This window comes from Haemophilus sp. THUN1692 (assembly GCF_059704395.1).
Genome location: NZ_AP046579.1, coordinates 1077088 through 1099289, shown reverse-complemented (window position 1 = coordinate 1099289; position 22202 = coordinate 1077088). Strand labels below are relative to the sequence as shown.

General features: G+C 38.3%; 27 protein-coding genes, 2 tRNA genes and 1 pseudogene. 17 read left to right on the top strand and 13 right to left on the bottom strand.

Going from position 1 to position 22202, the window contains the following annotated elements:
• Window positions 1–29: 29 nt before the first annotated feature.
• Window positions 30–755, bottom strand: coding sequence for a carboxy-S-adenosyl-L-methionine synthase CmoA (cmoA, locus tag AC6H0A_RS05455; protein ID WP_005641632.1), 726 nt, complete (start codon window positions 753–755; stop codon window positions 30–32).
• Between the two features lie 52 nt (window positions 756–807).
• Entirely contained in the window at window positions 808–1326 is a 519-nt protein-coding gene (locus tag AC6H0A_RS05450; RefSeq protein ID WP_005641631.1) for an isoprenylcysteine carboxyl methyltransferase family protein, read from the bottom strand.
• Between the two features lie 218 nt (window positions 1327–1544).
• On the opposite strand from AC6H0A_RS05450, the gene aspS reads away from it, so the two are divergent.
• The 6 genes from aspS to ruvB all read left to right on the top strand — a co-directional run bounded on the left by aspS (window position 1545) and on the right by ruvB (window position 6870).
• Window positions 1545–3311, top strand: coding sequence for an aspartate--tRNA ligase (aspS, locus tag AC6H0A_RS05445; RefSeq protein WP_005641629.1), 1767 nt, complete (start codon window positions 1545–1547; stop codon window positions 3309–3311).
• A 21-nt stretch (window positions 3312–3332) separates the two neighbouring features.
• Window positions 3333–3806 carry a dihydroneopterin triphosphate diphosphatase gene (gene nudB, locus AC6H0A_RS05440; RefSeq protein WP_179230899.1) on the top strand — a complete coding sequence of 158 codons (474 nt, stop codon included), beginning with the start codon at window positions 3333–3335 and terminating at the stop codon, window positions 3804–3806.
• 12 nt (window positions 3807–3818) lie between these two features.
• Window positions 3819–4559 (top strand): YebC/PmpR family DNA-binding transcriptional regulator, encoded by a 741-nt coding sequence (locus tag AC6H0A_RS05435; RefSeq protein WP_005641625.1) that lies wholly within the window; start codon window positions 3819–3821, stop codon window positions 4557–4559.
• Between the two features lie 46 nt (window positions 4560–4605).
• Window positions 4606–5178: a crossover junction endodeoxyribonuclease RuvC gene (ruvC, locus tag AC6H0A_RS05430; RefSeq protein WP_005641624.1), complete on the top strand. Its 573-nt coding sequence runs from the start codon at window positions 4606–4608 to the stop codon at window positions 5176–5178.
• Window positions 5179–5240: 62 nt separating this feature from the next.
• The gene (gene ruvA, locus AC6H0A_RS05425) at window positions 5241–5855 is read left to right on the top strand and encodes a Holliday junction branch migration protein RuvA (RefSeq protein WP_005641621.1); all 615 of its coding nucleotides are present in this window, start codon (window positions 5241–5243) and stop codon (window positions 5853–5855) included.
• Window positions 5856–5862: 7 nt separating this feature from the next.
• Window positions 5863–6870, top strand: coding sequence for a Holliday junction branch migration DNA helicase RuvB (gene ruvB / locus AC6H0A_RS05420; RefSeq protein WP_005641619.1), 1008 nt, complete (start codon window positions 5863–5865; stop codon window positions 6868–6870).
• 51 nt (window positions 6871–6921) lie between these two features.
• On the opposite strand, the gene AC6H0A_RS05415 is transcribed toward ruvB, so the two are convergent.
• A complete protein-coding gene (locus tag AC6H0A_RS05415) occupies window positions 6922–7206 on the bottom strand; it encodes a DUF5339 domain-containing protein (protein WP_005641617.1) in 285 nt (94 codons plus the stop codon).
• Between the two features lie 452 nt (window positions 7207–7658).
• Between AC6H0A_RS05415 and AC6H0A_RS05410 the strand changes: the two genes are divergently transcribed.
• The 11 genes from AC6H0A_RS05410 to AC6H0A_RS05360 all read left to right on the top strand — a co-directional run bounded on the left by AC6H0A_RS05410 (window position 7659) and on the right by AC6H0A_RS05360 (window position 15744).
• Window positions 7659–9224, top strand: a complete 1566-nt coding sequence (locus AC6H0A_RS05410; protein WP_005641615.1) for a cytochrome ubiquinol oxidase subunit I — start codon at window positions 7659–7661, stop codon at window positions 9222–9224.
• 14 nt (window positions 9225–9238) lie between these two features.
• Window positions 9239–10375 (top strand): cytochrome d ubiquinol oxidase subunit II, encoded by a 1137-nt coding sequence (gene cydB / locus AC6H0A_RS05405; RefSeq protein ID WP_005641613.1) that lies wholly within the window; start codon window positions 9239–9241, stop codon window positions 10373–10375.
• Between the two features lie 110 nt (window positions 10376–10485).
• Window positions 10486–10779: a cyd operon protein YbgE gene (gene ybgE / locus AC6H0A_RS05400; RefSeq protein ID WP_005641612.1), complete on the top strand. Its 294-nt coding sequence runs from the start codon at window positions 10486–10488 to the stop codon at window positions 10777–10779.
• A gap of 78 nt (window positions 10780–10857) precedes the next feature.
• A complete protein-coding gene (ybgC, locus tag AC6H0A_RS05395; protein ID WP_070046992.1) occupies window positions 10858–11268 on the top strand; it encodes a tol-pal system-associated acyl-CoA thioesterase in 411 nt (136 codons plus the stop codon).
• A 17-nt stretch (window positions 11269–11285) separates the two neighbouring features.
• Entirely contained in the window at window positions 11286–11972 is a 687-nt protein-coding gene (gene tolQ / locus AC6H0A_RS05390; RefSeq protein ID WP_005626973.1) for a protein TolQ, read from the top strand.
• Between the two features lie 64 nt (window positions 11973–12036).
• Complete coding sequence (tolR, locus tag AC6H0A_RS05385) at window positions 12037–12456, top strand: colicin uptake protein TolR (protein ID WP_005641608.1); 420 nt, start codon at window positions 12037–12039, stop codon at window positions 12454–12456.
• A gap of 14 nt (window positions 12457–12470) precedes the next feature.
• On the top strand, window positions 12471–13604 hold the full coding sequence (gene tolA / locus AC6H0A_RS05380; protein ID WP_179230900.1) for a cell envelope integrity protein TolA: 1134 nt from the start codon (window positions 12471–12473) through the stop codon (window positions 13602–13604).
• Window positions 13605–13645: 41 nt separating this feature from the next.
• Complete coding sequence (gene tolB, locus AC6H0A_RS05375) at window positions 13646–14929, top strand: Tol-Pal system beta propeller repeat protein TolB (protein ID WP_044232784.1); 1284 nt, start codon at window positions 13646–13648, stop codon at window positions 14927–14929.
• 25 nt (window positions 14930–14954) lie between these two features.
• Entirely contained in the window at window positions 14955–15416 is a 462-nt protein-coding gene (gene pal, locus AC6H0A_RS05370; RefSeq protein WP_005641602.1) for a peptidoglycan-associated lipoprotein Pal, read from the top strand.
• A gap of 153 nt (window positions 15417–15569) precedes the next feature.
• Window positions 15570–15645 (top strand) — tRNA-Lys (locus tag AC6H0A_RS05365).
• A gap of 23 nt (window positions 15646–15668) precedes the next feature.
• Window positions 15669–15744: transfer RNA gene (locus AC6H0A_RS05360), tRNA-Lys, on the top strand.
• 104 nt (window positions 15745–15848) lie between these two features.
• Here the strand turns inward: AC6H0A_RS05360 and AC6H0A_RS05355 are convergent.
• From AC6H0A_RS05355 to AC6H0A_RS05310, 10 genes and pseudogenes are all read right to left on the bottom strand, one after another.
• Window positions 15849–16874, bottom strand: coding sequence for a tyrosine-type recombinase/integrase (locus AC6H0A_RS05355; RefSeq protein WP_005641600.1), 1026 nt, complete (start codon window positions 16872–16874; stop codon window positions 15849–15851).
• Window positions 16772–17086, bottom strand: coding sequence for a helix-turn-helix domain-containing protein (locus AC6H0A_RS05350; protein ID WP_044232818.1), 315 nt, complete (start codon window positions 17084–17086; stop codon window positions 16772–16774). Before AC6H0A_RS05350 ends, AC6H0A_RS05355 begins: the two co-directional genes overlap by 103 nt.
• A gap of 239 nt (window positions 17087–17325) precedes the next feature.
• Window positions 17326–18144, bottom strand: coding sequence for an antA/AntB antirepressor family protein (locus AC6H0A_RS05345; RefSeq protein WP_497512543.1), 819 nt, complete (start codon window positions 18142–18144; stop codon window positions 17326–17328).
• Window positions 18145–18455: 311 nt separating this feature from the next.
• On the bottom strand, window positions 18456–19292 hold the full coding sequence (locus tag AC6H0A_RS05340; RefSeq protein ID WP_005641597.1) for a KilA-N domain-containing protein: 837 nt from the start codon (window positions 19290–19292) through the stop codon (window positions 18456–18458).
• A gap of 135 nt (window positions 19293–19427) precedes the next feature.
• Window positions 19428–19571 (bottom strand): annotated as a pseudogene (locus tag AC6H0A_RS05335) (hypothetical protein); the annotation flags it as partial.
• Between the two features lie 18 nt (window positions 19572–19589).
• Window positions 19590–19895, bottom strand: a complete 306-nt coding sequence (locus AC6H0A_RS05330; RefSeq protein ID WP_144064304.1) for a hypothetical protein — start codon at window positions 19893–19895, stop codon at window positions 19590–19592.
• A gap of 231 nt (window positions 19896–20126) precedes the next feature.
• Window positions 20127–20456, bottom strand: coding sequence for a hypothetical protein (locus tag AC6H0A_RS05325; RefSeq protein ID WP_044232778.1), 330 nt, complete (start codon window positions 20454–20456; stop codon window positions 20127–20129).
• Window positions 20453–20689: a hypothetical protein gene (locus tag AC6H0A_RS05320; protein WP_005641595.1), complete on the bottom strand. Its 237-nt coding sequence runs from the start codon at window positions 20687–20689 to the stop codon at window positions 20453–20455. Before AC6H0A_RS05320 ends, AC6H0A_RS05325 begins: the two co-directional genes overlap by 4 nt.
• Complete coding sequence (locus AC6H0A_RS05315) at window positions 20686–21255, bottom strand: hypothetical protein (protein WP_005641732.1); 570 nt, start codon at window positions 21253–21255, stop codon at window positions 20686–20688. Before AC6H0A_RS05315 ends, AC6H0A_RS05320 begins: the two co-directional genes overlap by 4 nt.
• Before the next feature lie 80 nt (window positions 21256–21335).
• Window positions 21336–22196: an AP2/ERF family transcription factor gene (locus AC6H0A_RS05310; protein WP_005641729.1), complete on the bottom strand. Its 861-nt coding sequence runs from the start codon at window positions 22194–22196 to the stop codon at window positions 21336–21338.
• Window positions 22197–22202 lie beyond the last annotated feature (6 nt).

Here is a 22202-nt window from a genome sequence, read left to right as displayed (position 1 = left end):
TTGTTTTTTTGACTGCACTTTATTTTTGTTTATTTTACTGCAATCATTGAACCAAAATTAAAGCATTGGAACCACAATTCTACATGTGAAAATCCGATATTTTTTAACCGCTCTTTGTGGATATTAATTGAGTCAGTACGCATGACATTTTCAAGTGCGGTGCGTTTCTGACTCACTTCAAGTTCGCTATAACCATTGGCACGTTTGAATTGGTAGTGCAAGTCAATGAGTAAATGATCAACTTTAGTATCTTCAAAACGGAATTTTTCTGATAACACGAGCACGCCATTTGGATTTAAACCTTCATAGATTTTGGTAAGCAATGCGATGCGATCTTCAGGCGGTAAAAATTGCAAGGTGAAGTTCAGAATGACCATTGAGGCATTCTTAATCTCAATGTGGCGAATATCGTCACAGAGAATTTCTACAGGTACCTCACTATGATACGCCGCAATATGTTGGCGACAACGTTCAACCATAGGTTGAGAATTATCGATGCCAATAATTTTTACATTTGGTTGATGAATATTTCGACGTGCCGAAAGTGTGGCCGCACCTCGTGAGCACCCAAGATCATAAACATTACTATCAGCCGTGACGAAACGTTCTGCCAGCATACCGATTGCAGTGATAATGTTGGAATAGCCTGGTACGGAGCGTTGGATCATATCTGGAAAGACTTCGGCAACGTTTTCATCAAAGATGAAATCTCCCAATTTAGCAATAGGCGTAGAAAATAGAGTATCTTTTACCATAATGTGTTAAAGGCAGAGAGAAAAGTTGTTATTTTAGAAGAAATTTAATAAATTATGATTTAGGTAATAAATGCGACATGGCACTCTCTTCTTGTTTAATACGCACAGTCAAGATAAGTAAATAAATAGGTAATCCAATCAATGCGGTATATTTAGCTTGGCAGAAAAGCGATAAACCAATTAATTCGGGAATAATGTTTAAGAAATAATTTGGATGACGTACGTATTTAAACAAGAAAGAGTGATTCATTTGATGTTCTGGTAAAACATAAATTTTTACTGTCCAAATCTCTTTTAGCTCATAAATCACATAAAATAGCATTGCAATAGCAAAAATTAAAATCGCCAACCCTATTTGTGAAGTGCCATTAAATGACAGGTTTTGGTTATTAGCCTCAATGATCGCCGCAAAATAAAATACAACATGGGCAATGGACAACAGTGTGGAATTGCGTTTACCATACTGTATTGCACCCTTTGCAATGAGTGCTTTTTCATGACGAATTGAAATAGACAGACTGTAAAAACGGATCGCTAAAATACAGGCAAAAGTGATATTAATAAATAACATGTAATTATCCTTAATGTAATTTAATCTCAATAAGCCACATAATATAACAAAAAATCTGATGATATGGCACAAAAAAGCCTTTATTTTGAACATTTATTACTTTTCTTTGCTTTTTTGATTGATTTATCAGCATAAATAACCTTTTTATCTTTCTTGGTTTTCCGCTATAATTGTGGCAGATTTTTGAGCATAATTAAAAGAGTACAAAGGATTTTGAAATGATGCGTACACATTATTGCGGAGCATTAAACCGCAACCATATTGGACAAGAAGTAACATTAAGTGGTTGGGTTCATCGTCGTCGTGATTTAGGTGGATTAATTTTTATCGATATGCGTGATCGTGATGGCATTGTGCAAGTTTGTTTTGATCCGAAATATCAAGATGTATTGACAGCGGCTGCGGGTTTACGTAACGAATTTTGTATCCAAATTAAGGGTGAAGTGATCGCGCGTCCTGAAAACCAAATCAATAAGAATATGGCAACGGGCGAAGTGGAAGTGTTAGCGAAAGAATTGCATGTTTACAATGCTTCTGATGTGTTACCTCTCGACTTTAACCAAAACAATACGGAAGAACAACGTTTAAAATATCGTTATTTAGATTTACGTCGCCCTGAAATGGCTCAACGTTTGAAAACCCGTGCGAAAATTACCAGTTTTGTACGTCGTTTCATGGATGATAATGGTTTCCTTGATATTGAAACCCCAATGCTTACCAAAGCAACGCCAGAAGGTGCGCGTGATTATTTAGTGCCAAGCCGTGTACATAAAGGTAAATTCTATGCGTTGCCACAGTCTCCACAGCTTTTCAAACAGCTTTTAATGATGTCTGGTTTTGACCGTTATTATCAAATTGTGAAATGTTTCCGTGATGAAGATTTACGTGCAGACCGCCAGCCTGAATTTACTCAAATCGATGTGGAAACTTCTTTCTTAACTGCTCCAGAAGTACGTGAAATTATGGAGCGAATGGTGCACGGCTTATGGCTTGATACCATTGGTGTAGATTTAGGTAAGTTCCCACTGATGACTTGGCAAGAAGTAATGACTCGTTTTGGTTCAGATAAACCAGACTTGCGTAACCCATTAGAAATGGTCGATGTGGCAGATATCGTAAAAGACGTTGATTTTAAAGTATTTAATGAGCCAGCAAACAATCCAAATGGTCGTGTTGCAGTGATTCGTGTACCAAATGGAGCAGAAATTACTCGTAAACAAATTGATGAATATACACAATTTGTGGGTATTTACGGTGCAAAAGGTTTGGCTTGGGCGAAAGTAAATGAAATTAATGCAGGCCTTGAAGGCGTACAAAGCCCGATTGCGAAATTCTTAAATGAAGAGGTATGGAAAGCCCTAGCTGAACGTGTGAAAGCCCAAACTGGCGATATCTTATTCTTCGGTGCAGACAAATGGCAAACCACGACGGATGCAATGGGGGCATTACGTTTGAAATTAGGTCGTGATCTTGGCTTAACTCGTTTAGACGAATGGCAACCGCTTTGGGTGATTGATTTCCCAATGTTTGAACGTGATGAAGAGGGTAATCTTGCCGCAATGCACCACCCATTCACTTCACCAAAAGATTTCAGCCCTGAGCAATTAGAGGCAGATCCGACAAGTGCGGTAGCAAATGCTTACGATATGGTTATTAACGGCTATGAAGTAGGTGGTGGTTCCGTGCGTATTTTCGATCCGAAAATGCAACAAACCGTCTTCCGCATTCTTGGTATCAATGAACAAGAACAACGTGAAAAATTTGGTTTCTTATTAGATGCATTAAAATTTGGTACACCGCCACATGCAGGTTTAGCATTTGGTTTAGACCGTTTAACCATGCTTTTAACTGGCACTGAAAATATCCGTGATGTGATTGCATTCCCGAAAACAACAGCAGCAGCTTGTTTAATGACAGAAGCGCCAAGTTTTGCGAATCCGCAAGCGTTGGAAGAGTTGGCAATTTCTGTCGTTAAAGCAGAATAAGTTTGAAATATTAGAAATGAAGTGCGGTCAGATTTGACCGCATTTTTAATGATGCAATATAAAAATAATCAATCTGTTCTCGTTGTAATTTACGCTAAAGATACAAACCGAGTTTTAATGCTCCAACGCCAAGATGATCCAGATTTTTGGCAGTCTGTTACTGGCACCATTGAAAGTGGTGAAACACCAAAAAACACAGCAATTCGTGAGCTTTGGGAAGAAGTGCGGTTAGAAATTTCGGAAAATTCCACCGCACTTTTTGATTGCAAAGAGAGCATAGAATTTGAAATTTTTCCACATTTCCGATATAAATACGCACCGAATGTGATGCATTGCCGTGAACATTGGTTTTTATTGGTAATGGAGCAAGAATTCGAACCAGTATTAAGTGAGCATTTGGCGTATCAATGGGTTTCACCTGAACAAGCGATCCAAATGACAAAATCTTCCAATAATGCGGAAGCAATTAGAAAATATATTCTTAAAGATAAATAGAAGGAAAACAACATGGCAGGCCATAGTAAGTGGGCTAATATTAAACACCGCAAAGCAGCACAAGATGCACAACGCGGTAAAATTTTTACTAAATTAATTCGTGAGCTTGTTACTGCAGCTAAAATTGGTGGTGGCGATGTGAGTGCTAACCCGCGTTTACGTGCAGCAGTAGATAAAGCACTTAGCAACAATATGACGCGCGATACTATCAACCGCGCTATTGATCGTGGTGTAGGCGGTGGCGATGACACCAATATGGAAACCAAAATCTATGAAGGTTATGGTCCAGGCGGTACTGCGGTTATGGTTGAATGTTTAAGTGATAATGCAAACCGTACGATCTCACAAGTGCGCCCAAGTTTTACTAAGTGTGGTGGTAACTTGGGAACAGAAGGTTCTGTTGGTTATTTATTTAGCAAAAAAGGCTTAATTTTAATTGAACAAGCAGATGAAGATGCATTAACTGAAGCGGCTATCGAAGCGGGTGCTGATGATATTCAACCACAAGATGATGGTTCATTTGAAATCTATACTGCTTGGGAATACTTAGGTTCAGTGCGTGATGGCATTGAAGCTGCGGGCTTTAAAGTACAAGAAGCTGAAGTAACGATGATTCCATCAACAACCGTTGATCTTGATATTGAAACTGCACCAAAATTACTTCGTTTAATTGATATGTTGGAAGATTGTGATGACGTACAAAACGTATATCACAATGGTGAAATCAGTGACGAAGTGGCATCTCAACTTTAATAATGCAATAAATGGGTAATTTAATTACCCATTTTTTATAGAAATTATGAGCATTATTTTAGGTATTGACCCAGGCTCTCGCGTAACTGGCTACGGTGTGATTCGTCAAACAGGAAAACATTTAGAATATCTTGGCAGTGGCGCAATTCGTACTCAAGTTGAAGATTTACCAACCCGCTTGAAACGCATTTATGCTGGAGTAACTGAAATCATCACGCAATTTCAACCTGATATGTTTGCAATTGAGCAAGTGTTTATGGCGAAGAATGCGGATTCAGCCTTGAAACTCGGGCAGGCTCGCGGTACTGCGATTGTTGCAGCGGTAAATCATGATCTACCTGTTTTTGAATATGCCGCACGTTTAGCAAAACAAACAGTGGTGGGCATTGGTTCCGCTGATAAAGTGCAAGTGCAAGAAATGGTGACTCGTATTTTGAAGTTGTCAGATAAACCTCAAGCCGATGCTGCGGATGCGTTAGCTATCGCGATTACACACGCTCATTCTATTCAACATTCTTTACATATTGCCAATTCTGTGAAAATGACAGAAACGCAAGAAAAAATGACCGCACTTTTAAAGACCAGATATAGCCGAGGACGCTTTAGATTAAAAATTTAACTGGATGTTCGTCCAGTTTTATTTTATTCTATGCGTTAAGTTTTTTATCATTCGGAAGAATTATGATCGGTCGCTTACAAGGCATTCTTTTAGAAAAACAACCTCCAGAAATTTTACTTAATGTGCAAGGCGTAGGCTATGAATTGCTTTTGCCTATGACGAGTTTCTATGATTTACCAGAAATTGGTCAAGAAACTACTTTATTCACCCATCTTGTTGTTCGTGAAGATGCTCATTTACTTTTTGGATTTGCCCAGAAAACAGACCGCACTTTATTTCGTGAATTAATTAAAACAAATGGGGTGGGGCCTAAATTAGCCTTAGCGATTTTATCCGCCATGTCGGTCGAACAATTTGCTTATGCGATAGAGAGAGAAGAGCTTTCTAAACTCACCAAAATTCCTGGTGTTGGTAAAAAAACAGCTGAGCGTTTGTTAGTTGAACTCAAAGGTAAATTCAAAGGCGTAAAACAAAGCGATTTCTTTGTAGAAAGTACCCATATTCCGTCAATTCCATCCATTGAATCCCATTCAGAAAGTTCATCTGATGAAGCTATTTCAGCATTGATTGCCTTAGGTTATAAACCTTCAGAAGCAGAAAAAATGGTGAAACGAGTTGCTAAGTCAGAATTAACCAGTGAACAAGTTATTCGCGAAGCGTTAAAAGCCGCACTGTAGGTGAGACATGATTGAAGCAGATAGAATTATTAGCGGGCAAGCTAAGCTTGATGAAGATGTTATCGACCGCGCTATTCGTCCGAAATTATTAGCGGATTATGTTGGGCAGCTGCAAGTGCGTGAGCAGATGGATATTTTCATTAAGGCAGCCAAACTACGTCAAGATGCCTTAGATCATTTATTGATTTTTGGTCCTCCAGGTTTGGGAAAAACAACCCTTGCTAATATTGTGGCAAATGAAATGGGAGTGAATATTCGTACGACATCAGGGCCAGTTTTAGAAAAAGCGGGAGATTTAGCCGCAATGCTAACCAATCTTGAACCGCATGATGTGTTATTTATTGATGAAATTCATCGACTTTCCCCTGCTATTGAAGAAGTCCTTTATCCAGCAATGGAAGACTATCAATTGGATATTATGATTGGTGAGGGGCCTGCTGCTCGTTCTATTAAATTAGATTTGCCGCCTTTTACTTTGGTTGGCGCAACGACTAGAGCGGGTTCTTTGACTTCGCCATTGCGTGATCGTTTTGGTATTGTGCAACGTTTGGAATTCTATTCTGTAGAAGATTTAACATCTATCGTTGCAAGAAGTGCGGGGTGTTTGAATCTCGAATTAGAACAGCAAGCTGCTTTTGAGGTGGCGCGCCGTTCACGAGGTACACCTCGAATTGCAAACCGTTTATTACGACGTGTGCGTGATTATGCAGATGTACGTAATGGCGGTATCATTTCTGTAGATGTGGCAAAACAAGCGCTTTCAATGCTGGATGTCGATGATGCTGGATTTGATTATTTAGATAGAAAATTATTGTCTGCAGTTATTGAACGTTTTGACGGCGGACCAGTAGGACTGGATAATCTTGCTGCTGCAATAGGTGAAGAACGCGATACTATTGAGGATGTTTTAGAGCCTTATTTGATTCAACAGGGGTTTTTACAAAGAACGCCGCGTGGCCGTATCGCAACATCTCAAACTTATCGCCATTTCGGGCTACAGAAATTATCAGACTAGATAAATTTAACCACTAAAAAAGCCTTATTGTACTCAATAAGGCTTTTTTAATTACTCACTATAACTTTTCAAGTTACTTAATTTTGCTAAACCCACTTCACAACTTTTTAACTGCGTCGCTAATTCCATTTGAAGAATTTGTTGTTTGCCTTGGTTTAACTTATTTTTAAGTTTTCCTACCTGTGTATGTGTGCCAGGTTGTTTTTCTGCTTGCGCAATCAAATTCTCTGTTTCTTTAAATAGTTGTTCGCATTGTTGTGGCAGAATATTTGATGCAAAAGTAGAGGTTGATACAGCAGAGAAAAGTGCGGTTAAAATAAGGAATGTTTTTTTCATTTTAAGTCCTTGTTTCTCTTTATTATGAAATCTAAAAATTAAACTAGGCGGGAAAATAGCAAAATATACTTAGTATGTCTAGCTTTTGAAGTCATTTATTGTTGTAAATTGTGATAAGGATCACGTGTAACATATATTTTTGTACAAAAAATAGCAAAATTGATTTATATCAATTAAATTATTTTTAATAAATAATAGGTATTTTATATTTTATGTCAAAAATGTGATCTAGATATCGTTTTTACTGTTTTTTATCCTTATGTTTAGTAGTAGAATACCCGCCAATTTGGCTTATCTCTATAATAATTAGTGTTTTTTAACCATTTGAGAATGATTATGTAGATAAACCAATTTAAACTTAGCTAATTGGAGTTGAGTGATTAGGGATTATTTAAGGCTTTGCCTTTTTAATCATTGTTGGAACTAATGTTGTTTATACAGAGGAGTTGAGAATGTTGGACGTTGTTGACCTTTCTCGCTTGCAGTTTGCTTTAACTGCGTTGTATCACTTCATTTTCGTGCCGCTGACATTAGGTTTGTCATTCGTCCTTGTGATTATGGAAACCATTTATGTTGCGACAGGCAAAGAAGTTTATAAAGATATGACAAGATTCTGGGGTAAGTTATTTGGTATTAACTTCGCCCTTGGGGTGACCACAGGTATCATTATGGAATTCCAATTCGGTACTAACTGGTCTTATTATTCTCATTATGTAGGTGATATTTTTGGTGCGCCATTAGCAATTGAAGCGTTACTAGCCTTTTTCTTAGAATCAACTTTTGTGGGGTTATTCTTCTTTGGTTGGGATCGTTTAACTAAAGGTAAACACTTACTTGCTACATATTGCGTAGCTTTCGGTTCGAACTTATCTGCAATGTGGATTTTAGTTGCTAATGGTTGGATGCAGTTTCCTGCTGGCTCAGAATTTAATTTTGAGACAGTACGTATGGAAATGACGAGCTTCTTAGACCTTTGGCTAAATCCAGTTGCCCAAAGTAAATTCTTGCACACGTTAACAGCAGGTTATTCGACTGGTGCAATGTTTGTATTAGGTATTAGTGCATTCTATTTATTAAAAAGCCGTGATATTGGTTTTGCCAAACGTTCATTCTCTGTTGCGGCAACCTTTGGTTTTATCGCGGCATCAGCGGTGTTAATTATGGGGGATGAATCAGGTTACGACATTGGTAAAGCACAACCAGTGAAATTGGCTGCAATGGAAGCCGAGTTTGAAACTCATCCTGCGCCAGCGCCATTTCATCCAGTTGCAATTCCAAATACTGCAGAAATGAAAAATGATTTTGCGATTGAGATCCCATATTTGGGTGGTTTAATTGCAACGCGTTCTTTAGATACTGAAATTGTTGGTTTGAAAGATATTCAAGCGAAAAATGAAGGTCGTGTTCGTAACGGTATGGTAGCTTACGATTTATTCACGCAATTAAAAGCAGAGAAAAAATCAACAGGCCACGTAAATCCAGAAACTAAAGCAAAATTTGATGAAGTAAAAGGTGATTTAGGTTTTGGTTTATTATTAAAACGTTACACAGATAAAGTTGTAGATGCAACAGATGAACAAATTAAACAAGCTGCTCGCGATACTATTCCAAACGTAGGTCCTAACTTCTGGGCATTCCGTGGGATGTTAGCAGCTGGTGGTTTAATTATTTTACTGACCTTCGGCGCATTTGTTCAAAATTTACGTAACAAAGTCACTTCTTCTCGCTTATTGCTTAAAGCATTGCTTTGGAGTATCCCATTGCCAATCTTAGCAATTGAATTTGGTTGGTTCTTAGCTGAGTATGGTCGTCAACCTTGGGCAATCTATGAAGTTTTACCTGTTGGGGTATCGGCGTCTCAGTTAAGTACTGGCGATTTATGGTTCTCTATTGGTTTAATTTGTGCGCTTTATCTTGCGTTCATTATTGTTGAGATGTATTTGATGTTTAAATATGCGCGTTTGGGTCCAAGTGCGTTAAAAACCGGCAAATACTACTTTGAACAATCATCTAAATAAGCAGGAGATGAATTATGATTGATTATGAATTTCTACGTTTTATTTGGTGGGTGTTAGTCGTTGTATTATTGATCGGTTTCTCTGTAACTGATGGATTTGATATGGGCGTGACCGCACTTTTACCTGTAACAGGTAAAAAAGAAGTCGAACGCCGTATTATGATCAACTCTATTGCCCCACATTGGGATGGTAACCAAGTTTGGTTGTTAACTGCAGGCGGCGCAGTATTTGCGGCATGGCCAATTGTATATGCAGTTTCATTCTCAGGTTTCTACATCGCTTTAGTATTGGTTTTAGCAGCATTATTCTTACGTCCATTGGGTTTTGAATATCGTGCAAAAATTGATAACCCGACTTGGCGTTCAGTTTGGGATTGGGGACTATTCGCAGGTGGTTTTGTACCATCATTAGTATTTGGGGTGGCTTTTGGTAATTTATTACAAGGTGTTCCATTCCATTTCAACGAATTGACTCAAGTAACTTATACTGGTTCATTCTTCGAATTATTAAATCCATTTGCATTATTGTGTGGTGTTATTAGCTTATCAATGCTTGTGACTCACGGTGCGAACTGGTTACAAATGAAAACCACCGAAGAATTGCGTGATCGTGCTCGTTCAGTAAGCCAAATCGGTGCTATTGTGACTTTAATTGCATTCGTATTAGCTGGAGCATGGTTATACTTTAAAGAGGGTTATGTAGTAACGAGTGTTGTGGATCACTACGCGCCATCTTCTCCAATGAATAAAGAAGTTGCTGTTGAAACTGGGGCGTGGTTTAGAAATTTCAATGAAATGCCAATTCTTTGGATTTTCCCTGCATTAGCAGTAGTTGCTGCGCTATTAAATACGGCATTTTCTAAAGCTAATCGTTGTGGTTTCGCATTCTTTTTCTCTGCATTAACAATGGCTGGTGTGATTATTACTGCTGCAGTATCTATGTTCCCATTTGTGATGCCTTCAAGCTCACACCCTGAACAGAGTTTGTTAATGTGGGATGCAACTTCAAGTGAATTAACATTAACGTTAATGTTGATTTTTGCACTTATCTTTGTGGCTATTTCTTTGGCTTATACTATTTGGTCTTATTCGAAGATGTTTGGTCGCTTAGATGCGAATTTCATTGATGAAAATAAACACTCATTATACTAAGGAGATTAATATGTTATATGTAATTTGGGTAGTGGGTGTGTTATTAGCTATATTTGCCAGTGCGAAATTAACCATTGGCAAAGAAAAAGCAGGAAAATTTGACGAGTAATATGATTCATTCACTCTATCAATTAATTAATAAGGGTTCGTTTCGAACCCTTTCATTTATTTTAGCGCTAGGACTAACAGCCGTATTTTTCTTTAATATTGATAATTTTTCAACATTGTTACGAAATGATTCTCCTTGGTGGATTTTGATGATCTTTTGGGGATTGATTACGGTTTGGATTCATGGAATCGGATTTGAAATTAAAAGCGTAATTTGGAAACTAATTTTCTTACCTTATATCGCTTATATCATTATATTGATTAGTGCTGTAGAGCATTTTTATTTACGAGGATGATTTTTTTCTTCGGCATATTGCTTATCTAAAAAACAGGTTCTAAAATATCCGACCTATTGCGGTGGGCAAAGCTTAATAATGTCAAAAAAAACCTTCTCTCTTCCCGTTCGAGTATATTATGAAGATACTGATGCTGGTGGCGTTGTGTATCATGCTCGTTATTTGCATTTTTTTGAGCGGGCTAGAACAGAATATTTGCGAGCGTTAAATTTTACGCAGCAAACTTTATTACAAGAACAACAACTCGCGTTTGTTGTCAAATCGCTCGCTATTGATTATTGCGTTGCGGCAAAATTGGATGATTTACTCACGGTAGAAACAGATGTCATAGAGATAAAAGGCGCAACAATCCTTTTTGAGCAACGACTTATGCGTGATACGGTGATGTTATCAAAGGCTACAGTCAAGGTAGCCAGTGTTCATCTTAGCAATATGAAACCTGTGGCGCTTCCTAAAGAAGTAAAAGCTGCGTTTTACAACCTAAAATAAACTTTTCGGAGTATGCAATGACTGCAGAATTGAATTTTTTAGATCTTTTTCTAAAAGCAAGTATTGTTGTTCAACTTGTAATTGTGATTTTGATTTCATTCTCAATTATTTCTTGGGCGATTATTATCCAACGTAGCCGAGTTTTAACGGCTGCTTTAAAAGAAGCGAATACTTTTGAAGACCGTTTCTGGTCTGGTGAAGATTTGAATAAGCTATATGAAGGATTATCAAATCGTCGTGATATTTTAACGGGTAGTGAGCAAATTTTCTTTGTTGGTTTCAAAGAGTTTTCTCGCTTGAAACAAGTGAATCCTGATGCGCCTGAAGCGATTATTAAAGGAACTACGCGAGCAATGAATCTTACAATGAATCGTGAAGTTGAAAGCCTTGAAAGTCGCGTACCATTTTTGGCTACAGTAGCTTCTGTTAGCCCTTATATTGGTTTATTCGGAACTGTTTGGGGTATCATGCACGCTTTTATGGCATTAAGTGGTGCTAAACAAGCAACTTTACAAATGGTTGCTCCTGGTATCGCTGAGGCTTTGATTGCTACTGCAATCGGTTTGTTTGCTGCTATTCCGGCTGTAATGGCTTATAACCGTTTAAGTTTACGCGTGAATGCTATCGAACAGAATTACGGTAACTTTATTGATGAATTTACGACGATTTTACATCGCCAGGCTTTCGGCAAAGCACCACACTAAAATATAGAAAAAATATACCGCACTCTTTAGTTAAGTGCGGTGAAAAATAAGAGAGATTTGAATTATGGCTCGTCGTCAGCGTAAAGATATTAAATCTGAAATTAATATTGTACCGTTTTTGGATGTATTGTTAGTGCTTGTGTTGATCTTTATGGCAACAGCACCAATTATTAGCCAAAGCGTACAAGTGGAATTGCCGGATTCAGTGCAAAGTCAAAATGTATCTAATGAAGATAAAGTGCCGGTAATTCTTGAAGTTTCAGGGGTTGGACAATATGCGATTTCTATTGGCGGAGAACGTCAAGAAGGGTTAACGGAAGAAATGGTGACACAGTTATCTCGACAAGAATTTGATAAAGATAATAACACACTATTTTTAGTGGGTGGGGCTAAGGAAGTTCCCTATGAAGAAGTGATTAAAGCACTTAATCTGCTCCACCTTGCTGGAATTAAATCTGTTGGTTTAATGACAAACCCAATTTAACTAAGTAGGTAACCGTGCAAAATAATCGACAAAAAAAAGGCGCAAATGCATTTGTTATTTCTATAGTGATGCACCTTGTTTTGTTTGGATTGTTGATTGTCAGCTCTTTCTACCATACAGTTGAAATTATGGGTGGTGGTGAAGGTGATGGTGATGCTATGGGGGCAGTAATGGTCGATACTGGCTCTGCAGCGCAAGAATGGGGTAGAATTCAACAACAGAAAAAGGGGCGAGCTGATAAACAGAAGCGTCCAGACCCCGTTGTTGAAGAAAAACTGCCACAACCTAATCAAGAAGAGATTAAGCGTCAACAGGAAGTTCAACGACAAGAAGAGTTAAAACGTCAGCAAGAACAGCAACGTCAGCAAGAAATAAAAAAACAACAAGAGCAAGCTCGTCAAGAAGCGTTGGAAAAACAGAAACAAGCTGAAGAGGCAAAAGCTAAACAAGCTGCTGAAGCTGCAAAATTAAAAGCAGATGCAGAGGCTAAACGTTTAGCTGCAGCAGCAAAACAAGCTGAAGAAGAGGCGAAAGCTAAAGTGGCGGAACTTGCGGCACAAAAAGCAAAACAAGAAGCAGAAGCCAAAGCAAAAGCTGAGGCTAAAGCGAAAGCAGAAGCTGATGCAAAAGCTAAAGCTGCTGCTGATGCTAAGGCAAAAGCTGATGCAGAAGCTAAAGCTGCTGCAGAGGCGAAAGCTAAGGCTGCTGCCGATGCTAAAGCTAAAGCGGATGCTGCAAAACGAAAAGCTGACCAAGCCAGTTTAGATGATTTCTTAAATGGCGGAGATATTGGTGGCGGTAGTGCATCTAAAGGCGGAAATGCGAATAAAGGTGGAACTCAAGGTAGCGGTGCTGCGCTTGGTTCTGGCGATGGAGGCAAAGTAGGAGATCAATACGCTGGAGTGATTAAGAAAGAGATTCAACGTCGTTTCTTAAAAGATCCAAGTTTTGCAGGAAAAGTTTGTCGTATTAAAATTCAATTAAGTCGAGATGGAACAATCTTGGGATATCAAAAAATTTCGGGTCCTGATGATATTTGTACAGCAGCATTAAGTGCGGTGGCTAGAACGAAAAAAGTTCCTGCAGCTCCATCGGATACTATCTATGAGAAATATAAATCGCCAATTATTGACTTTGATATTCGATAATTCTTTAGAACAATTTATTGTTAAATTTTAAAGGTAACAAAATGAAATTATTAAAACGTTTAGTGAGCGTATTAGCGATTGTACTTGCTGTTGTAAGCAATGCATTCGCTGATGATGAAGTTCGCATTGTAATTGATGAAGGGGTTGATGGTGCACGTCCCATAGCTGTTGTGCCGTTTGCAGGATCTGCTCCAGAAGATATTAGCAAAATTGTTGCTGATGATTTACGTAACAGTGGTAAGTTTAATCCTATTGCAGTGTCTCAGATGCCTCAACGTCCAACTTCAGCTGCTGAAGTAAATCCTGAAGCTTGGTCTAATATTGGAATTGACGCAATTGTGGTCGGACAAGTTGTTCCGTCTGGTAATGGTTATAGTATTACTTATCAATTAATTGACACCGTTGGTGCATCAGGTACGCCAGGGGCGGTATTAATGCAAAATAGCTATACAGTGACAAATAAATGGTTACGCTATGGTGCCCATACTGTTAGTGATGAAGTTTTTGAAAAATTAACAGCGATCCGTGGTGCCTTTAGAACTCGTATCGCTTATGTTGTGCAAAAAAATGGCGGTTCACAACCCTATGAAGTTCGTGTTGCAGACTACGATGGCTATAATCAATTTATCGTAAATCGTAGCTCTCAACCAATTATGTCACCAGCTTGGTCTCCAGATGGTCAACGTTTAGCGTATGTGTCCTTTGAAAATAAAAAATCACAACTTGTTGTACAAGATTTAAATTCTGGTGCTCGTAAAGTAGTGGCTTCTTTCCCTGGACATAACGGTGCTCCCGCATTCTCTCCAGATGGTTCACGTTTAGCCTTCGCATCTTCACAGGATGGCTCATTGAATATTTATGTGATGAGTTCTCACGGCGGCGCGCCGACTCAATTAACTCGTGGCGCAGGTAATAATACAGAACCATCTTGGTCTCCTGACGGTAGCTCAATTTTATTTACATCCGATAGAAGTGGTTCACCACAAGTTTATCGTATGAGTGCAAACGGTGGTGGTGCAACACTGGTTGGTGGTCGCGGTAGTGCACAAATTAGCGCTGATGGCAAAACCCTTGTGATGATTAATGGAAACAATAATGTAGTTAAACAAGATCTCACATCTGGTGCATCAGAAGTACTTAGTACGTCTTTCTTAGGCGAAAGTCCAAGTCTTTCACCAAATGGAATTATGATTATTTATAGCTCTACACAAGGCTTAGGAAAGGTGCTACAATTAGTTTCTACAGATGGTCGCTTCAAAGCGAGCCTTCCAGGAAGTAATGGCCAAGTGAAATTTCCTGCTTGGTCGCCATACTTAACTAAATAAAGAAAACTCATTGAGGAGAAATCTAATGAACAAATTTGTTAAATCATTATTAGTTGCAGGTTCTGTAGCTGCATTAGCTGCTTGTAGTTCATCCAACAACGATGCTGCAGGCAATGGCGCTGGCCAAACTTTTGGCGGTTACTCTGTTTCTGATCTTCAACAACGTTACAACACCGTATATTTCGGTTTTGACAAATACAACATCGAAGGTGAATACGTTCAAATCTTAGATGCACACGCAGCATATTTAAATGCAACTCCAGCTGCTAAAGTATTAGTAGAAGGTAACACTGACGAACGTGGTACACCAGAATACAACATTGCGTTAGGTCAACGTCGTGCAGATGCAGTTAAAGGTTATTTAGCTGGTAAAGGTGTTGATGCTGGTAAATTAGGCACAGTATCTTACGGTGAAGAAAAACCTGCAGTATTAGGTCACGATGAAGCTGCATATTCTAAAAACCGTCGTGCAGTGTTATCATACTAATTCTTAGTATTTCTAATACTTGAAAAACAGGATCCATTTTTATTGGATCTTGTTTTGTTTTCATCGTTTGTAATTTAACCAATTAGTTTGAAAGAATGAATTTATTCTTTTGATTCTAAAACAAATGCGCTATCATTAATTCGTCAACACAGTGGGTCGTTAGCTCAGTCGGTAGAGCAGCGGACTTTTAATCCGTTGGTCGAAGGTTCGAATCCTTCACGACCCACCACTCTCTGATTTAGTTGTCCAGTTGGGTTGTTAGCTCAGTTGGTAGAGCAGCGGACTCTTAATCCGTTGGTCGAGAGTTCGAGCCTCTCACAACCCACCAAATAGAGTTTTCTAAGTATTGTAAGTTTTCTCTTTAGAATTAATAACTTACGTACTTTTTGTTTCTGGATAATCATCCAGTTTGTCGTTTTCTGCTATTCTGCTTTACCTAGCAAGGCGAGTGTTTGACGAGAATTTGACTTGATTCACGTATGACAATAAATGGTCGGCATTTAGGTGTGCATACTTCTGAACCATTTCTATCGTTTCCCATCCGCCTAACTCTTTGAGTACCATTAGCGGTGTTCCACGTTGGATATGCCAGCTTGCCCAAGTGTGACGTAAATCATGAAATCGGAAATTCTTAATATTGGCTCGCTGCAAGGCGCGCTTAAAATCCCTTCGTGAAATATCATCACGTAGTTTCCCTGTTCCGCTATGAAAAACATAGGGAGACACTTGATATTTCATCCTTTCTTTGATTAGATTAATTGCGTCATCACTTAAAGGCAGAGAACGTCCGCGTCCAGATTTTGCAATATCGCCAGTAACTATTGCCATTTTGTTAGCAAAATTAATTTTATCCCACGTCATTGACAAAATCTCCGTCATTCTAGCCCCCGTCAATAAGGCGAACTGGCAGACATCTTTCATCCAATTAAGATTTAAGCTATCTAATAATCGCTCTGCTTCCTTTTCAGTAATCCAGCGGATGCGTTTTTTGGGTTCGCTATTTTTAGCGATATAAGGCACGACATCAATCCAACCAGCTTGCTTTGCCAGATTGATTGCCCGCATAATGGACGAACGATAGCGGTTTTGGGTTGCTGGGGAAAGTATTTTCCCTGTGCGTACAACGTGCGTAGGAATCGCATTTTGAATATCTTCACTTGTTAAAGAACTAAGCAACTTGTTCCCGATTTCATCGCGCCAATATTTGGCGTGCTGAATTTTGGTGAGTTTGTCTTTTTTATGCTCTGCGTCTTTGAGCAATAAAATTAAGGCTTGCTCCACCGTTTTTTCGGGCTTTTTGTTAAGCTGCTCCACTTGCCATGCTTCGTGCTTGAGCTTATCGTGGAGATGTTGAGCTAATTTTTTGTCAGTTGTTTTACTACTGCATCGAACTCGCTCGCCGCTTGGTGTGGTAAAATCGATTTGCCACACGCCATTTTTATTTTTTCGGATCGGCATTTTTGTTTCTCCTGTGTATCACCGACCTTCGCATATAGATCGCTGAGATTTTCAGCTTTTTTGCGATTGCGATCAAGATCGGATTTAAAAACTCGCCACATTCTAGACCCTTCCATTTGGAAAAATCCCCACTTTAATTTATTTTTCCGCACGGTTGTTTCGCTAAGGTTCAAGCACTTTGCAACATCGCGAATAGTGAGCGTTTGTTCCATATTTCCTCCAATAAAAAACCGCCCATAAGAGCGGTGGTTTGTTAATATTGTTGTGTCTGTTCGGTGTGACAGATTTTGCCGTCACAGTCTTGATTAAGATTTAGGGCGTGCGCCATATACACCACAAATGCACACACGAGCGTAATGATTAATTTGTTCATTTTCTGTTCCTTTTGTCGGATTTTAGGTGTGAGAATCCGCCGCAGGCTTAAAAAAGTGCGGTCGGATTTTGTGATGTTTTACGCGTTAAAAGATATTTTTTTAATTTGCGTTAGTGATGGATTTTCTATTTGTTGTGCGAGCAGTTTTTCGCCCTCGTGTAAAAAATAAGAAAATTCACTAAGTAGGCTATTTGCACGGCTGGTAAGCTCGTTGCTTTGGTAATGGCGAGCTATGCCGAGTAAAGCAAATTGTTTTTCTTGATAGAAAATAACTTTCTCTGCCAGTTTTTGAGCCAGTTTTGCATGTTTCATAATGGCATCAAAAATATATTCAGGGATGATAACTTCTTCGCCTTTTTTAAATAAACCATCAAGATTTAGGGTAAGAAAGTGAATGTATTTAATGGCTTGAGAAAGTTGTTCTTGAGAAAGTTCATCAATGTGTTCGACGCCAAATTGTTGATGAATCAGTTGATAAACTTCAGAATAGATGAGCCCTTTTTTATTTACTAAGAAGCTGATGGCATTACGTAAGCCAGCGCGGTCATCAACGGTAGTTTTTTGTTGCGGTTGTTGCAAGGCTTTTAATGTTCTTTCGCAACGGATGAAGTATTGGCGGATTTGTCTGCCTCGTTCGTTTCTTTCGACCATGCCGAGTTCTTTGCCCATATCGAGGGTGATGTGATATTCCTTGCGTGGGCGTCCGTTGGTGCGTTCGGTGATGATGAAGTAGTCTTCATCTTGAATGAATCCATATTCGTTGATGCGGTTTTTAATCCAAGTTGCGTATTCTTGTTTGCTTTCTACGAATGCGTGAAGTTCACGAGCGTTGCAAAGTTGAACAGGTTGATTTTGGATTAAGCCGTTAAAAACAGGAATTAAGTTTGAATTTGTCATTTTGTGGTCTCTTTGTCAAAGTTTTAAAACTCATCACGAACCACTGCGAATAGTTGGTGATGAACTGAATAGGATTCGCAGTACCGTGACAAAGAGAAACGGCGGATCTTTCGATCCTCCTAAACAGTTCATCATTGGACTTTTTGATAAATTTATCAAAAAGGTAGATTTGCTGTTTTGCGGGTATAAAAAAAGCCGCGTTTGAGCGACTGTCTTTTTCACCGCTCTTTGTCATTCAGGACTGCGATCCCGACTTTCTGTTGAAAGTGAGAATATCCTAAATGATTGGGCGGTGGGTGTCAAATTTATTTTTATTCTTCCAACAAGGGTTTTTCTTTAAGCTGCGTGAGTGCGGCTGTTTGTAAGAGCGAGCTCATTTGTTGAATTGCAAGGCGATTTAAGATTGCCAGCCGTTCTTCTTGCGGGAATCCTTGCTGAATTAATAGGGCGTTTTGGCTTTCTAAACCTGCCAATACGGTTAATTGTTCAATAGTAGCGTGTTCACGCATATTACCTTTTAATTTGGGGTTAGCATCTTTCCATTGTTTAGCCGTTTGTCCAAATAAGGCTTGATTTAAAATATCTGCTTCAGTGGCATACACAAATTGATGTTGCTTTGTGTTGAGTAATTGTGGGATAAGGTGCGCTTTAATAGCGTCTGTGTGTATGCGATAGTTGGCTTTGGTGAGAATACGTTTGACATTCCACTCCAGTTTGTTTTCTTCGGCTTCTTTTTGTTTTAAGCGTTGGAATTCTTTGATTAGGTAGAGTTTGAATTCTGGGCTTAACCAAGAGCCAAATTCAAGGGCAATATCTTTATGCGCGTAAGTGCCGCTGCCGTAGCGACCTGTTTTAGCAATCAAGCCGATAGCATTTGTTGTAGACCATTTTTTTACTGACATTACGAACCGGTTTAACCCAACGTTATTTTTAATTTGGTGTAATTCCACCAAATTAAAATTCGGATTGTTTAGTTCTTCCCAAACCTGTAAAAACTCAATGGTATTTTTGTTTTGTAACCAGTTCTTAATGAGCTGGTCGCCATCACCAAACGCTTTACACATATCAGTAAGGCTGATGTAATCTTCATTCTCCCGTTGGGTTACTTTGATTTCAATGCCTTGTACAACGATTATATCATTTGCCATGTCTTACCCTTTAGATACAAAAAAAGCCGTTTGAGACGGCTTGAATGTGGGGTATCTTAATCCGAAGTGGGGGCGGTGTCAATAAAAAATCCCACGTTGTAAAGTGGGATTTGAAAACTATTTACTCTTTAATTTTTATAAATCATCAACGCTTAATGGATTTGATTTCCAGCGTAAAACAAGAATTTCTAAATCTTTAAATAGCGTATCTTTGCGTTCTTTATCTCGAATGCTCATTACTGTTGGTGATACAGCATCCCATAACTTTATCAGCCCTGTGCAGTAAAACTCCGTCCTTCAGGGCGGAGATATAAGGCACAAACGGCGTAGCTGTTTCAAAGCTAACACTAAGGTGAAAATCATATTTTTTGATGTTTTACGGGTTGATGTTATTGTGCAAACGGCGATGATAGCGGAAATAAAAATGACCGCACTTTGTGTGACTGAAGTCCAATCTTGCAGGGTTAATCCACTAAGATCAATCGGTTTATAGTATTCTTTGAAAAGCAAAAATCCGCCAATAAAAAAAGAGATTAACGATAGTGATAACGTTAACCCCTCTTTTCTTTTTACTGCCTTAAGCTGTTTGATAATTTTAGCCATTCCAACCTTCATTTAAATTTAAACTTTTCATTGTTACCTCCTATGCTTTTTAGACTAAAAAAGCCCACTAAAGTTTAGTAAGCCTAATTAAAATCTACGATTTTAGTTAAAGAACAATGATTGCTTTCGCCAACCACGTGTAATTGCGCTCATTATAGTGTTGCAACTTTATTTTTACAAATAAATATTTGCAGAATTGTCAAAATAAATAACAAAACAGCAAAAGTGCGATTATTTTCTTACTTGTTTTGGATTAATCACAGGCAACACATCAACAAGCGGACGTGCCGTGTTGTAATCTTGCGGTGCATTAAATTGACTTTTGGCCCACTCAATAAAATTATTTACATAATTATTAACTACCGCAGGATAGTGTGCTGATTCCGCCGTTCGGATAATGTCATTTCGCAATTCAGATCCAAACATAAGCCAACTATATTTAGCATCATCTAACGCCAGAGTAACAGCTGATGGGTCACCACTATTCATGCGCACATAAAAATAACACCCAAAAATATCGGAAAATCTTGAATAGGGGATATTGATATTAATTTCGTTCATTTTCGCCCTCCTTTTTTCTTATGGTGTTTAAAGTGCGGTCGATTTTCTCGGAGTTTTAAATTGTCCTGTCGAATTTGTTCCACTTTAATTCTTAGGTGGTCATTATCGCTTTCAAGCTCTTTAATGCGTCTTGATTTGGCGAGATTTTCATTGCCTAATTTTTCAAAATGATATTTATTATTTTCGATTTCCTCTTTGAGGATTTTTCGAGCGAGGGATTTTAGTAGGTTCATTGTTTTTCCTCTATCAATTCCAATGATTCCCAATTAACAATATAACCACCATGTCTACTTGATATTCCTTGATCTTGCCATTTTTTATTTTCTGCTGCCTGTTTATCTGTTAATACGCACACTTTTCCAAAAGGTAGGTAATTATTATTTTTATCCTCCATAATAATACCTTCTTTTAAACCCCATTTTACGCGACTACCGACAGAAAAAGGCAATGTATAAACATTGTCAGTTACCCATTGTTTAGATAGGCGGTTATTTTCTTTATCAAAATCATACTCAAGATTTTTTTCTTCAAATTCTTTGGCTTGGCGATAATCCCAGCCTTGCCATTTAATAAGATTTTCAGCGGCGTCTTCATTATCGCCACTCCACACTTTTAAAATGTCTTGATAAATGCCAAAATATTCAATATCAAATTCTTCATCTTCAAAGTACTCCTTGTCTGAATTAATTTCATCTTTGTATTCTTTTTCTACCCATTCTTTTAAAAACGCTGCAAATAAATGTTCATCATTAAGTGTTGGGCGCGGAACCTCAGGTGTCCATCTACTGTTTCTAATCATTCTATTTCTCCTATTTTTTTGGGTAATAAAAAGCCACTAATTAATAGCGGCAGATTTTAAGCATCATCTTCGTAATTAAATTATTTCATCGCATCACGAAGAGCGTTTAGAGAGTTATCTAATTCAGTTGTCACATCGAGGAGTTCATTTAGAGAGCGTTCAACTTTGCCTTTAGCCTGGAAACATGCGAGAATTAATGGTCTAATTTGTTTTTTAAGTACATCTCCATTCGCAATTTCTTGTTTTTTTACCTCTGAAAGTTTAAGCAGCTCTTGTGCCATTGCCGCTAACTCTTCTGGGGATTTATGCTCTAATGAGTTGGCTTTTTCTAGGGTTATTGATGTGTCTTTTTTAACGCTCATTTTTTGCTCCTTAATGAGTTTCTTTGGTTGGTAACTGATAGAGTAGATGTTATTTTTATCTACACTATTGTTATTTTGTTTATCAATATAAATAAGCTTTTCGCGTTCTAGTCTAGTAATGATTTTGGCTCTATCTTTTTTAGATAAACTATTTAACTCCGATTGATGTTTGATAGCCTCTTGAAAAGTGATACCCTTTTCTCTGGCGAAAGTAACTAGGCCAAAAAACTTTCTGCCAAAATATTGAAGATGCCGAGGCAAGCAATTATTAATTCGCTTTTGTAGATTCTCTTCATCGGACACCCAAAAGTGCCGCTCCTCTTTTTTAAAAAGCCCCAGCCTATCATTTGTTACGGCATTGGCACCCCATAATTCAACAGCTTTATTATCTCTAACCACTGCTGCTTTAACTGGGTCATCAAATAATCCCAACGTAAATAACTGAGCATTACTGGTAATTGTCGCCTTCCATTTCCGTTCAGGCTCGTACCAAGAAACACCAATAAAACCCGATTTACTGTTTTTAGCAAGATCTGTGAAGTACTTTGTTTGTCTCTCTGATAAAGGAAATGTTTTCATACTTTC